The organism is Nocardioides alkalitolerans DSM 16699, from assembly GCF_000426525.1.
GTDB classification, from domain to species: Bacteria; Actinomycetota; Actinomycetes; order Propionibacteriales; family Nocardioidaceae; genus Nocardioides; species Nocardioides alkalitolerans.
This window is the reverse complement of record NZ_KE384533.1, coordinates 97,609-109,852: the sequence shown is the minus strand read 5'-3', so window position 1 is coordinate 109,852 and position 12,244 is coordinate 97,609. Positions and strand designations below refer to the sequence as shown.

14 protein-coding genes are annotated in these 12,244 nt (G+C 75.2%); 8 read left to right on the top strand and 6 right to left on the bottom strand.

The features are described 5' to 3' along the window. Positions 1–74 precede the first annotated feature (74 nt). The 3 genes from K329_RS0117250 to K329_RS30450 all read left to right on the top strand — a co-directional run bounded on the left by K329_RS0117250 (position 75) and on the right by K329_RS30450 (position 1,943). On the top strand, positions 75–770 hold the full coding sequence (locus K329_RS0117250; RefSeq protein WP_028474031.1) for a molybdopterin-dependent oxidoreductase: 696 nt from the start codon (positions 75–77) through the stop codon (positions 768–770). Next, the gene (locus K329_RS0117245; RefSeq protein ID WP_028474030.1) at positions 763–1,395 is read left to right on the top strand and encodes a cytochrome b/b6 domain-containing protein; all 633 of its coding nucleotides are present in this window, start codon (positions 763–765) and stop codon (positions 1,393–1,395) included. The genes K329_RS0117250 and K329_RS0117245 overlap by 8 nt, the downstream gene beginning before the upstream one ends. Positions 1,396–1,613: 218 nt before the next feature. Next, positions 1,614–1,943, top strand: a complete 330-nt coding sequence (locus tag K329_RS30450) for a response regulator transcription factor (RefSeq protein ID WP_245596592.1) — start codon at positions 1,614–1,616, stop codon at positions 1,941–1,943. A gap of 38 nt (positions 1,944–1,981) precedes the next feature. Here K329_RS30450 and K329_RS0117235 read toward each other — a convergent pair whose 3' ends face one another. Both K329_RS0117235 and K329_RS31020 read right to left on the bottom strand, forming a co-directional pair. After that, on the bottom strand, positions 1,982–2,236 hold the full coding sequence (locus tag K329_RS0117235; protein ID WP_028474028.1) for a hypothetical protein: 255 nt from the start codon (positions 2,234–2,236) through the stop codon (positions 1,982–1,984). Further along, entirely contained in the window at positions 2,224–2,925 is a 702-nt protein-coding gene (locus K329_RS31020; RefSeq protein WP_028474027.1) for a hypothetical protein, read from the bottom strand. Before K329_RS31020 ends, K329_RS0117235 begins: the two co-directional genes overlap by 13 nt. 337 nt (positions 2,926–3,262) lie before the next feature. Between K329_RS31020 and K329_RS0117225 the strand changes: the two genes are divergently transcribed. Beyond that, the gene (locus K329_RS0117225; RefSeq protein ID WP_028474026.1) at positions 3,263–4,540 is read left to right on the top strand and encodes a PAS domain-containing sensor histidine kinase; all 1,278 of its coding nucleotides are present in this window, start codon (positions 3,263–3,265) and stop codon (positions 4,538–4,540) included. A gap of 20 nt (positions 4,541–4,560) precedes the next feature. Here K329_RS0117225 and K329_RS0117220 read toward each other — a convergent pair whose 3' ends face one another. Continuing rightward, positions 4,561–5,265, bottom strand: a complete 705-nt coding sequence (locus K329_RS0117220; protein WP_028474025.1) for a hypothetical protein — start codon at positions 5,263–5,265, stop codon at positions 4,561–4,563. A 24-nt stretch (positions 5,266–5,289) separates the two neighbouring features. Between K329_RS0117220 and K329_RS0117215 the strand changes: the two genes are divergently transcribed. Next, complete coding sequence (locus tag K329_RS0117215; protein ID WP_157571805.1) at positions 5,290–5,628, top strand: hypothetical protein; 339 nt, start codon at positions 5,290–5,292, stop codon at positions 5,626–5,628. On the opposite strand, the gene K329_RS27570 is transcribed toward K329_RS0117215, so the two are convergent. Further along, positions 5,584–6,804 (bottom strand): MFS transporter, encoded by a 1,221-nt coding sequence (locus K329_RS27570; RefSeq protein ID WP_245596590.1) that lies wholly within the window; start codon positions 6,802–6,804, stop codon positions 5,584–5,586. The two genes, K329_RS0117215 and K329_RS27570, sit on opposite strands and share 45 nt — an antisense overlap. 25 nt (positions 6,805–6,829) lie before the next feature. Beyond that, positions 6,830–8,041, bottom strand: a complete 1,212-nt coding sequence (locus tag K329_RS0117205) for a PucR family transcriptional regulator (RefSeq protein WP_052337048.1) — start codon at positions 8,039–8,041, stop codon at positions 6,830–6,832. 140 nt (positions 8,042–8,181) lie between these two features. Here K329_RS0117205 and K329_RS0117200 point away from each other — a divergent pair, with 140 nt between their 5' ends. Further along, positions 8,182–9,831, top strand: a complete 1,650-nt coding sequence (locus K329_RS0117200; RefSeq protein ID WP_028474022.1) for an FAD-binding dehydrogenase — start codon at positions 8,182–8,184, stop codon at positions 9,829–9,831. A gap of 157 nt (positions 9,832–9,988) precedes the next feature. Then, complete coding sequence (locus K329_RS0117195) at positions 9,989–10,882, top strand: helix-turn-helix transcriptional regulator (RefSeq protein ID WP_043644109.1); 894 nt, start codon at positions 9,989–9,991, stop codon at positions 10,880–10,882. A gap of 12 nt (positions 10,883–10,894) precedes the next feature. Here K329_RS0117195 and K329_RS0117190 read toward each other — a convergent pair whose 3' ends face one another. Next, positions 10,895–11,575: a histidine phosphatase family protein gene (locus K329_RS0117190; protein WP_028474020.1), complete on the bottom strand. Its 681-nt coding sequence runs from the start codon at positions 11,573–11,575 to the stop codon at positions 10,895–10,897. 75 nt (positions 11,576–11,650) lie between these two features. Between K329_RS0117190 and K329_RS0117185 the strand changes: the two genes are divergently transcribed. Next, positions 11,651–12,241 carry a DinB family protein gene (locus K329_RS0117185; RefSeq protein WP_028474019.1) on the top strand — a complete coding sequence of 197 codons (591 nt, stop codon included), beginning with the start codon at positions 11,651–11,653 and terminating at the stop codon, positions 12,239–12,241. Positions 12,242–12,244: the final 3 nt, after the last annotated feature.

Below are 12,244 nucleotides of genomic sequence, written 5' to 3'. Positions count from 1 at the left end.
CCCGATTCGGTCCCGGGGCGCAGACTGGGGGACGCCAGGGCGACCTGGGCGATCTCAGTCGGGAGGAGAGCCGGGTGACGGACCCGTCCGCAGCCGACGCCGGCGCCCCCGTGGGCCGGCGCGTGGTGCTGGGCCTCCTCGGTCTGGGGGCGGTCGGCGTGGTGACGGGCGGTGCCGTCCAGGACGGGTTGAGCCGTCTGCTGGCGCCCATCCAGCTCCGTGACCCGACCGGGCTCACCTCGCTGATCCCGCTCGGCGACACCTGGCGCTACTACTCGGTGACCGGCGCGGTCGAGCCGCGCGACGCCGCGTCGTACACGCTCGCGGTCACCGGTCTGGTGGACGAGCCCGCGACGTACTCGCTCGCCGACCTCGAGGCGCTGCCGCAGACGTCCTTCGTGCGCACCTTCTACTGCATCACGGGGTGGCGCGTGCCGGACGTGCCCTGGACGGGCGTCCGGGTGGCCGACCTGCTCGACGCCGCCGGGCCGACCTCGGACGCGGTCGGGGTGCGGTTCCGCTCCTTCGACGGCACCTACTCCGTGAACATGACCCTCGCCCAGGCCCGCGCGCGCGACGTGGTGGTGACGCTGCAGATGTACGGCGAGCCCGTCACCCACGACCACGGGGGCCCGGCGCGCGTGCACGCCGGATCGATGTACGGCTACAAGGGCACCAAGTGGCTCTCCGAGATCGAGGTGACGCCCGACAACGCACCGGGCTACTGGGAGGACCGCGGCTACCCGCTCGACGGGTACCTCGATGAGTGAGGTCGGCTCCCGGCCCGGCCCCGCGGCGCCCTCCGAGGACGTCCAGCGGTTCACGGCGGCCGAGCGGTGGGTGCACCGCTCCGTCGCGCTGCTCACAGGCGTCTGCCTCGTGACGGCCGCGATCCTCTACAACGGGGCGCTGATGATGGTCGTCGGCCACCGCCAGCTCGTGAGCGACGTGCACGTCTGGAGCGGGATCGCGCTGCCGGTCCCGATGCTGCTCGGCGCGGCCTCGGCGGCGTACCGGCGCGACGTGTCGCGGCTCGACCGCTTCGGTCGCGCCGACTGGCGCTGGCTGCGCAGCCGCTCCCGGCGTGACGGCACGATCCCGGTCGGCAAGTTCAACGCCGGCCAGAAGGTGAACGCCTGGCTGGTGGCGGCCTCGACGGGGGTGCTCCTCGGCACCGGCGTGCTCATGCACTGGACCGGGCTCGTGCAGCTGTCGTGGCGCTCCGGTGCCACGTTCGTGCACGACTGGGTCGCCCTCGGGCTCGGCCTGCTGGTGGTCGGTCACATCCTCCAGGCCTCGAAGGACCCGGAGGCGCGCCGGGGCATGCGCACGGGCCGGGTCTCGCGACGGTGGGCGCGGACCGAGCACCGTCGGTGGGCCGACGAGGTCGACTGAGGTGGGGGTCGCGGGGGTGTGGTCACCCGCCGCGTTCGGTAGTACGTTCGACCAGCCCCGCTTCTGATCGGCCCCAGACGACGACGAAGCACCCGGGTCGCGTCGATCGTGACAGTCGCTGCGGCCCATCCGACGGGTCAGGCCGCTCCGAACCGCTGGTGAGGCCGGACCCCGATGCGTCGTCGCCTCGTGCCCAGTACCAGCGAGGTGTGTTCTCCGTGCTCGAACCCGTTCCCGATCTCGACCCCACGTTCGGTTCCACCGTCGACCCGTCCGACGAGTCGCCCGGTGCCACGTCGACGCCCGTCGTCCCGCCCCTGGTGGCCGTGCCCGCCACGGACCGTCCGCCCTGCGGTCTCCACCGCCGGGAGCTCGACGTGCTCCGGCTCGTCGCCAACGGCCTCACCAACCCCGAGATCTGCGCCGAGCTCGATCTCTCGATCAACTCGGTGAAGACCTACGTGCGGCGGGCGTACCGCAAGATCGGCGCGACCTCGCGCGCGCAGGCCGTGGGGTGGGGCGCCCGCAACGGTCTGCTCGACGGCTGAGGCGCCGCTCGTACGGCGCTGCCGCCGCCGGGCGACGACTACCCGGGGCGGACGGTCTCGACGATGCGTCCGGAGACCCGCTCGACGACCTGGACGGGCCCGGCCACCTGGTCCGCCACGGCCCGGGCGCGCCGGAGTGCGCGGTCCAGGTCGCCGCCGGGGACCACGAGGCGCTCGATGACCCGCAGGCCGGCGAGGTCGGTCGAGGACCAGTTGATGAAGCGCACGACGTACCAGACGGGCGGCTCGTCCCCGGGCCCGCCGTCGGGCGCCGCGGCGGCTACGGGATCCATCCGCCGGGCCTGCACCGCAGGGGGCTGGTGGGCTCGGAGAGCAGGTCCCACCAGGGGAGGTCGGCCGGGAGGTCGCTCTCGCGGGCGAGGGCCTCGGCCTGCTCGCGGGTGAACGGCGCGTGGCCGGCGAGCCTGCGCAGCTCGAGGTCGAGCGCGCCGGGCTCGAGCGTCCAGTAGCCGACGACCGGGCCGCTCCAGGTGGTCGGGTGCTGGGCGCCGAGGTGGGTGAGCAGCACCGCCCGGGACGAGGCGGGACCGATCGGCATCAGGCGGCCGACGTCGCGGTCCGGTACGGCGACCCTGCCGCGCAGGAGCCGGTCGACTCGGTCGCCGAGGTCGGGGTCGTGGACCCGTTGGGCGCGGCCGAGGGTCTCCGTCGCCGTACGACGCAGTCGCCGCACCTCGAGCACGGGCACCTGGAGCCGGTAACCCAGCGCGGTCGCGTTCTCGCCGGCGCACGTGCGGGCGGCGATGTCGCGGGCCGTCTCGGGCAGGGAGTCCCACGCCTCGCCGAGCCAGTCGTGCTCGGCCGCGAGGTGGTGCTCGCTGCCTGGCCGTGCGGGGGCGGCGGGCCGGAGAGCGGGGCCGGCTCGGCCCTCGCTGAGGTCGCGGGGAGTGGCGGCGTACTCGTCGAGCCACGCGGCCTCGGCGGTGAGGGGGTGGGTCCGCGGTGCGGGGCGATCGGGCATGGGGCGTCCTGACTCGTGGGGAGCGAGTGGGTGCCAAGGACGGGACGGGCCGAAGCCGGGGCCGGCGGTCGCAGAGACTCGGGGGAGACGGTGTGTCATGACACCGTACGTCGGTCAGGGCGCCATGCAAGGACTTTCACCAGAGAGAGTGCCCACTGTCGCGGGTCCGCAGGGCCTGTGGAGCGACCGTTGCCGATCTCGTGCGCTGAGAGAACACTGTGTCGTAGCCTACCGTCGGGTATCCCTGACGGCAGCGCGCGTGCCCGGGGAGAGCGGCATCTCGGGCCGCGTCGGCGCAGCTCGGCCAGGCAGAGCATCGACCGAGGGAGACGGCCTGATGAGCACGGTGGACCACGGAGCGGCCGACGCCGCACGTTCCGGCCCGGCCTCGTCGGTCGAGGCGCCCGTGGTCGTGCCTGCCGAGGCGCTCGACGTCGGTGCGGGCGGGCTCGGCGCCTCCAGCCCCTCGTGGGTGCTGCGCGACGTGCACGCCCTCCTCGCCCAGATCCGCGACTACGCCGTCATCACCCTCGACACCGAGGGCACCGTGCTGAGCTGGAACGCGGGCGCGGAGCACGTCAAGGGCTACGCCGCCGCCGAGATCGTCGGCACGAGCTTCCGGCGCTTCTACACCGAGCCCGACCGTCGTGCCGACCTCCCGACCCGGATCCTCGCCCGCGCGCAGAAGAACGGGGTGGCCCACTCGGTCGGCTGGCGGGTGCGCCGGGACGGGTCGCTGTTCTGGGCCGACGTCACCGTCAGTGCGCTGCGCGAGCCCGGCGGTGCGCTCGCCGGCTACGTCAAGGTGACGCGCGACATCACCGACCAGCGCCTGCACGAGTTGGCCCAGGAGCAGCAGCACGCGGCCTTCACCCACGACCTGCGCGCGCCGCTGACCACGGCCGTCGGCTACCTCGACCTCGCGCTGGAGTACCTCGCCGAGGCGGAGGGCGCGGGCGGCGCGGAGGGCGCGGACGGGACCGCCGGGGGCGACGGCCCCGACCAGGAGCTCGACGGCCCGGGTCGCCACCTATCCGGTCTGCTCGGCCACGCCAGCCGCAGCCTGCGTCGCCTCAACGTGATGATGGAGCGTCACCTGGACGCGTCCCACGCCGCGGGCACGGCGGGCACGGCGGGTGTCGAGGCGCCCGAGCTGTTGCGGATCGACGGCGTCGTGGAGGCCACCGTGCAGGCCACGCTCGAGCCGGCCGCCACCGAACGGGTGCAGGTGCGCACGGCCCCGGACGCCCAGGTCGCCTACGTGGACCGGCAGGCGCTGGAGCGGGCCCTGGCCAACGTCATCGGTAACGCGGTGAAGTACTCCCACGACGACGTGCTGGTCACCACCGCCCTCCTGACGACGGACTCGGAGCCGCGGCACATGGTCCGCATCCAGGTCAGCGACACCGGGCGGGGCATCCACCCCGACGACCTCGGCACGATCTTCGAGCCCGGCGAGCGCGGGCGGCTGGCCCGCGACGACGGTGGTCACGGGCTCGGCCTCAACAGCGTCCGTCAGCTGATCACGCGCCAGCAGGGGTCGGTGGCGATCGTCAGCCGTCTCGGCGAGGGCACGTCGGTGTCGCTCGACCTCCCGGTCGCACCGGCCGGCTGAGCCGTCCCGGGAGCAGCCGATCAGGAGCAGCCGAGGCGCTCGTGCGCCGCGGCGACGAGGTCGAGCAGGTTCTCCCGCTCGTCCTCCTCGTCGTCGGTGCCGGCCAGCGCCCAGCCGAGGGGCTCGCGCGTGGCGGTGACGGCGCACGTGTCGGAGGCGACGAGCACCGCCTGCTCGTCGACGACGTACACCTCGTCGCCGTCGACGTCGACCGGCGGACCGGTTTCGGCCAGGCCCATGGCGAGCAGGCCGAGGTTCGTCGTCCGCGCCGCGATCGTCGTGAAGGCCCCGTCGCCGACGTAGGAGCAGACGACGCCGGCGTCGCCGGCGCTGCCGCGGGCCAGCCGCACCTCGCCGACCTGGTCGGTGACGAGGGAGTCGTCCGGTGCGGGGCAGGTGTCGGGCACCTCGGCGAGCGGCACGTCGGCCGCGGCCACGCCCTCGCTCAGCTCGCGGGCGACGTCGACGAGCAGGTCGGCGGGCAGGGTCGGGTCGTCACGGTCGGCGAACTGGCTGTCGACCATCACGAGGTCGTCCCCGACCTGCGCGGTGACGCGGACCCCGTCGTAGCTGTTGGTCGTCGTGTACGCCGCGTCCCCGACGCCGGTGAGGGGCTCGGGGGCGGTGTCGGCGTACGAGCCGGTCGTCACGGCCAGCAGCGTGCGGCCGTCGGCACCGGCTTCCCGGCCGTCGAGCTGCTGGTGGGGGCCGGCCGGTTCCCGCACCCCGGATCGGTCGTGCTGGACGGCATGTTCTCGTTCCCCATGACGCTCTCGATCGAGGAGGCCGGGCCCGGGACCGCGCTCTCCGGCCCCGTCGACCTGCCGTACCGGCGCGGTCTCGGCTGGCTGCTCCTCACCCGGCGCTCGCGCACGGTGCGGGCGAGGGTGGGTGCGGCGGAGTGGCGGCTGCGGGCTCGGGGGCGCGGGAGCGCCGAGCTCTCGCGGGACGGTCAGGTCGTGGTCACGTCCGACCTCGGCTTCACCCGGCACCGGATCGCTGCGACGGCGACGCCGACCGACCTCGCCGTGGGGGCGGCGCTGTCACCGCTCTCCACCACGCTCACCGTGGTCCAGGGTCTCGGCTGAGCCGCCTCGGCCGAGCGCGGTCGTGATCAGTACGACGGCGGGGCCGGCGGCCAGCACGAGGGCGAGGGCGACGTACCCGGCGTCCAACGACGCCGCGGTGGCGACCGCGGCGACCAGCACCGGGCCGCCCGCGTCGCCCAGCTCGCGGCCGAGCTCGGCGGTGCCCATCGTCTGGCCCAGGCGGGCCGGCGGGGTGGAGGCGGCGAGCGCCGCGAAGCCGAGCGGCGTGATGAGCCCGGTGCCCGCGCCGATGAGGACGGCGGCGAGCACCACGCCCACGACCCCGGGCAGCAGGGCCGCCACCAGGCCGGCGGCGGCGAGCAGCAGCCCGGCGACGAGCCCGGTGCGGGTCCGCAGCCGGCCCGCGTCGAGCGCGCGACCCGCCCGCGGTTGCACGACGGCGGCGGTGCCCGCGAGCACGGAGACGGCGGCACCCGTGACGACCGGCCCGAGACCGGACGCGGCGCCCGTGACGGGGAGGAACCCGACACCGACGGAGAGGGCCGCGGTGGCGCCGGCCAGCGCCGAGGTGGGCACGAGGAAGGACCGGTCGGCCAGACGCCGGGCCAGGTCGAGGACGGTCTGCCGGGTCCGGGGCAGCGGTGGCACCACCGGCACGACCAGCAGGGCCCAGACGGCGACGACGAGGGCGAGGGCCGCGGTCACGGCGAACAGCAGCTGCAGCCCGCCGAGCCAGATCAGCGCGCCGCCCAGCAGCGGGCCGAGCGTGTAGCCGATGCTCTTCCAGAAGCCGTAGGACCCGAACGCCCGGCCGTGCTTCGCCGCCGGGTTGAGCCGGGCGACCATGCTCGAGGCCGCCGGTGAGAACGCGGAGGCCGCCGCCCCCTGGCCCAGCCGCGCGACCCAGAGCCACGCGGGCTCGTCCGCGACGACGTACGTCGCCGAGGCGCACGCGAAGCCGACCAGCCCTGCCAGCAGCACGGGTCGCGCGCCGACGCGGTCCGCGATCGTGCCGAAGACCGGCTTGAGCAGCACCTCGGCCCCGTCGTACAGCGCGAGCAGGAGGCCGAGGGTGAGGAGCGAGGTGACCGCGTCCTCCGACGCGCTCCCGAGGCTCGCGGCCACGGCGTGAGCGCCGAACGCGGTCGTGAACCCGGCGGCGTAGAGGGGCCACATGCGGGGGTCCCGCCGGCCGACGGCGAGAGGCTCGGTCACGGAGGCAAGGTAGCGGTCCGGGGGGTCAGGTAGGAGGGCCCGACCGCACGGTGAGCGCCGCCTGCAGCACGAGGTGGTCCCAGGGTCGACGCGGGTCGCGCCCGGAGAGCTCGCGGGCACGGCGCAGCCGGTAGCGCAGGGTCTGCGGATGCAGGCCGAGGCGGGTCGCCGCGTCGGTGGCGGAGCCCTCGGCGAAGAACGCCCGGAGTCCCTCGAGCAGGAGGCCCTGCGCCCCGAGGGGGCCGAGGGCCAGCGCGCGGAAGCGGTCGGCGTCGCCGTCGCGGTGCCCGGACAGCAGCGCCACGAGCTGGACGTCGGCCTCCTCGAGCACGGTCCGGGCGGCGAAGGCGTGGGCCGGGGCGTGCGCGAGGGCGTGCTCGGCGAGCCGCAGGCACCGCGGCAGGTCGGTGAGCCGCTCGCTGCGTACGGCGACCGCGCGCCACCCCCGCTGCTGCACCCCGCGCCGTACGGCGTCCGGGGCCGCCTCGGCCTCGGGCCCGGCGTCGACGAGGGCCACCGCGGCGCGACCCCGGGTCCGGCGCAGCGCCGTGCGCCGGTCGTCCCCGAGCGCCTCCCCGAGCGCGTCGGCCGAGACGGCGTCGGTGGGGTCGGCGGACTGCACGACCAGCACCGCAGGGCGGGCGGGCAGCGTGATCCCGAGCTCGCGGCACCGGTCGTCGACGTTCGTGCGGGTGACCTGGCGCCCGACGAGCAGGTCGTCGACGAGGTCCCCCACGGCCCGTGCGCGGTCGCCGCTGACCCGGGCGGTGCCCGCGCCGTACCCCTCGTAGAGGGCCTCGGTCAGCGTGTCCATCGCGACCATCCACAACCGGGCGAGCGCCATGGCGTCGCCGACCGAGAGGCGCCGGCCGGCGACGGCCTCGACGTGGTCGACGATCCGCCCGGCAGCGAGGCGGTAGGCGCGCAGGACCCCCGGCAACGGACGCCCGTCGAGCGCGCGGGCGGTCCCGATGCCCCGGAACCGACGGACGTCGGCCTCGGTCAGGTCGGTGCCGCCGGCGGCCCAGAGCCCGAGCACCCGGGTGGTGCCCCAGGTGGCGATGGCGCCCACCTCGCCGAGCTGGTCGGGGGAGAGGACCGCGTACGCCGGGATCTCGTGGACGATCTCGGCCGTGACGTCGCGGGCCAGGTCGTCGAGCCGGGCGAGCACGTCGGCCGCCACCTGCTGCCGTCCGGTCGCCGTCCCGTCCGTCGTGCCCGGCTCGGGTTGCGGCATGGCTCACCTCGGTCGTGGGTTGTCATCGGATGACAACGACTCTACGCAGCAATGCTGCGTCGGTCTTGTCGCGTCGGAGCGGGGGCCCGAGGCTGGCGTCGTACCGACCACCGGGTCGGACCGACGGAGAGCAGGGCGAGATGGACGCGGACAGCATCGTCATCGGTGGGGGACTGGCCGGCCTCGTGGCGGCGGCGGAGCTGGCCGACGCCGGCCGGAGCGTGCTGCTGCTCGACCAGGAGCCGGAGCAGTCCCTCGGGGGGCAGGCGCACTGGTCGCTCGGCGGTCTCTTCCTCGTCGACAGCCCCGAGCAGCGCCGCATGGGCGTCAAGGACTCGCTCGACCTCGCGCTCCAGGACTGGTTCGGCTCCGCGCAGTTCGACCGGCCCGAGGACCACTGGCCGCGGCAGTGGGCCGAGGCCTACGTGCACTTCGCCGCCGGTGAGAAGCGGTCGTGGCTGCGCCAGATGGGCCACCGGCTCTTCCCGGTGGTCGGCTGGGCCGAGCGCGGCGACGGTCGCGCCGACGGCCACGGCAACTCGGTGCCGCGCTTCCACCTCACGTGGGGCACCGGGCCGGGCGTCGTGGAGCCCTTCGAGCGACGCGTGCGCGAGCACGTCGCCACCGGGCGCATCGAGCTCCGCTTCCGCCACCGCGTCGACGGGCTCGTCACCCACGACGGTGTGGTCACCGGGGTCCGGGGCGCCGTCCTGGCCCCGTCCGCCGTCGAGCGCGGCGCGGCCTCCTCGCGCGACGAGATCGGCGAGTTCGAGCTGAGCGCCCAGGCGGTGCTCGTGACCTCGGGCGGCATCGGGGGCGACCACGACCTCGTGCGGAAGGCGTGGCCGGAGCGCCTCGGCACGCCGCCGAGGCGGATGGTGGCGGGCGTCCCCGCCCACGTCGACGGCCGGATGCTCGCGATCACCGAGGCGGCGGGCGGCAGCATCATCAACCCGGACCGCATGTGGCACTACACCGAGGGTCTGCGCAACTGGGACCCGATCTGGGCCAACCACGGCATCCGGATCCTCCCGGGCCCGTCGTCGCTGTGGCTCGACGCGGAGGGCAACCGCCTGCCCGCGCCGTACTTCCCCGGGTTCGACACCCTCGGCACGCTGAAGCACCTGATGGCCACGGGCCACGACCACTCGTGGTTCGTGCTGACGCAGAAGATCATCGAGAAGGAGTTCGCGCTCTCCGGCTCCGAGCAGAACCCCGACCTCACCGGCAAGGACGTCAAGCTCCTGCTCTCGCGCGTGCGCCCGGGCGCGCCGGGCCCGGTGGAGGCGTTCAAGCAGCACGGCGAGGACTTCGTCGTGGCCGACACGCTGCCCGAGCTCGTCGCCGGCATGAACCGCCTCACCGACGAGCCGCTCGTCGACGCCGACCGGCTGCAGCGGCTCGTCGAGGCCCGCGACCGCGAGATCACCAACCCGTTCGCCAAGGACGCCCAGGTCACCGCCATCAACGGGGCGCGTGCCTACCGCGGCGACAAGCTCATCCGGGTCGCCACGCCCCACCGGCTGCTCGACCCCGCGGCCGGGCCGCTCATCGCGGTGCGGCTCAACATCCTCACCCGCAAGACCCTCGGCGGGCTCCACACCGACCTCGACGGCCGGGTGCTCGACGCGGCCGGCGCACCGGTCCCGGGCCTGTACGCCGCGGGCGAGGTCAGCGGCTTCGGCGGCGGCGGCATGCACGGCTACAACGCGCTCGAGGGCACGTTCCTCGGCGGCTGCCTGTTCTCCGGCCGCACCGCCGGGCGCAGCGCGGCCGCGGCGATCGGCTGAGGAGCGGGACGGGCGCCCGGCCGGGCGCGGCTCCCAGGGCGGACGTCATCGCGTTCGCGGCCCCCGGACCTCCGTCTGACGTCCGCATCTCGACGGGTGTACCGGCAGGGCACCCTTCTCGGGCCCGTGCGCGCCCCGGGCGGCCTACGCTCGACGTGTGGACAACCGTTCCGAGGTGCGCGAGTTCCTCACCACCCGCCGCGCCCGCATCACCCCCGACCAGGTCGGGCTGCCGACCGTGGGCGCGCGTCGCGTGCCGGGACTGCGGCGCAGCGAGGTGGCGTCGATCGCCGGCCTCAGCATGGAGTACTACGCGCGTCTCGAGCGTGGCCAGATCGGCGGCGCGTCCAGCGGCGTGCTCGAGGCCCTCGCCCGGGCGCTGCAGCTCGACGAGACCGAGCGGGCCCACCTCCACGACCTCGCCCGCGCCGCGGACGGCATCCCCACCTCGGGGCGCGCGCGGCGTCGTACGACGGGCAGGTCGGCACCCCGCCTCAGCCTGCAGTGGGCGCTCGAGGCCGTCACCGACGGCGTCGCCTTCGTGCGCGACCCGCGCCAGGACCTCGTGGCGCTGAACGCCCTGGGGCGGGCGTTCTACTCGCCCGTCATCGGCGACGGGGGGCGCGTGCCCAACCTGGCCCGGTTCCAGTTCCTCGACCCCGCCGCCCGCGACTTCTACCCGGACTGGGACCTCTTCGCCGAGATGTGCGTCGGGGTCATGCGCGCCGAGGCCGGTCGCGACCCCCACGACCGCGGGCTGCAGGACCTCGTCGGCGAGCTCTCCACCCGCAGCGACGTCTTCCGCCGGCTGTGGGCGGCCCACGACGTGCGCACGCACGGCTCCGGGACCAAGCGGTTCTGCCACCCCGTGGTCGGCGAGCTGAGCCTGGCGTACGAGGAGCTGGCCGTCACCGCGGAGCCGGGCCTCGTGCTGCTCGTCTACACCGCCGAGCCCGGCTCGCCCTCGGCCGAGCGCCTGCGCCTCCTCGCCTCGTGGTCGGCGCCGGCCGCCGTGACGCAGGACGACGTCGCGGCCCCCGACGCCCGGTAGGCGTCGGGAGGGCTACTCCTCCTCCGCGACCTCGTCGGCGCTCTCGCCGGTGACGTCGTGGGCGTGCTCGCCCGCGAGCCCGGGGCCGCCGAGGGGGTCGCTCGACCAGCGCTCGAGGCGCCAGCCGCCGTCGGGGCTGCCCGCCACCACGCTGAGGCCGGTGTTGCGCAGGAAGAGCTCGGTGGCCGTGTCGGGGTCGATGCCCGCGGCCAGGGTCGACCAGGCCCGGATCGCCGCGCCGTGGCTGACGACCGCGACGGTGTCGTCGGGCCCGTGGGCGGCGGCGATCTCGCGGACCGCCGCGTCGTACCGCTCCCGGAACTCCCGCCCGCTCGGGCCGCCCGGCACGCGGTGGTCGAGGTCGCCCTCCAGCCACGCGCCGACGCTGCCGGCGTACGCCTTGACGGAGTCGAGGTCGCTGCGCATCTCGAGGTCGCCCGCCGAGATCTCCTCCAGCCCGTCGCGCACGACCACCTCGAGGCCGCGCGCCTCGGCGAGCGGTGCGGCGGTCAGCTGCGTGCGCACCAGCCGCGACGCGTAGAGGCCGGCGATCGGCTCGTCGGCCAGGGCGGCGGGCACGGCGCGGGCCTGGGTGTGGCCGAGCTCGGTGAGGCCGGCGCCCGGGAAGGCCGTGTCGAGCGCTCCGACGACGTTGTTCGGGGTCTGGCCGTGACGGATGAGGAGGAGGCGCACTCCGCGAGCCTAGGGGACGGGAACACGTCTGCTTTCAGGACAGGACCTGACCGGAAGGGCTCCTAGCGTGGAGGCATGACGACGAACGAGCAGTCCACCTCCACCACTTCCACCACCACTTCCACCACCGCTGTCGGCGACCTCGACGCCGAGCGCGCCGACCTCCTCGAGGCGCTGCGCAAGCACCGTGGCCTCTTCCGGGTCACGGTCGCCGGGCTGAGCGACGAGCAGGCCCGGCTCACGCCGACGGTCAGCTCGTTGAGCCTCGGCGGCCTCGTCAAGCACGTGTCGTCGACCGAGGCCGAGTGGGCGTCGTTCGTGACCGACGGACCGGCGCCGGCGCCCGACGTCGACTGGGCGAACGTCGACTGGGCGAACCCGCCGGCGGCGGTCCAGGCGTACGCCGACGGGTTCCGCATGCTGGAGGGCGAGACGCTCGCGGGGCTGCTCGCGGCGTACGACGAGGTCGCCGCCGCGACCGACCGCCTCGTGGAGACGACGGACCTCGCCGCCCGTCAGCCGCTCCCCGAGGCCCCGTGGTTCGAGCCCGGGGCGTCGTGGAGCGCACGACGCGTCTTCGTGCACCTCGTCGCCGAGACGGCGCAGCACGCCGGCCACGCCGACATCCTGCGCGAGACGATCGACGGTCGGAAGTCGATGGGCTGACGC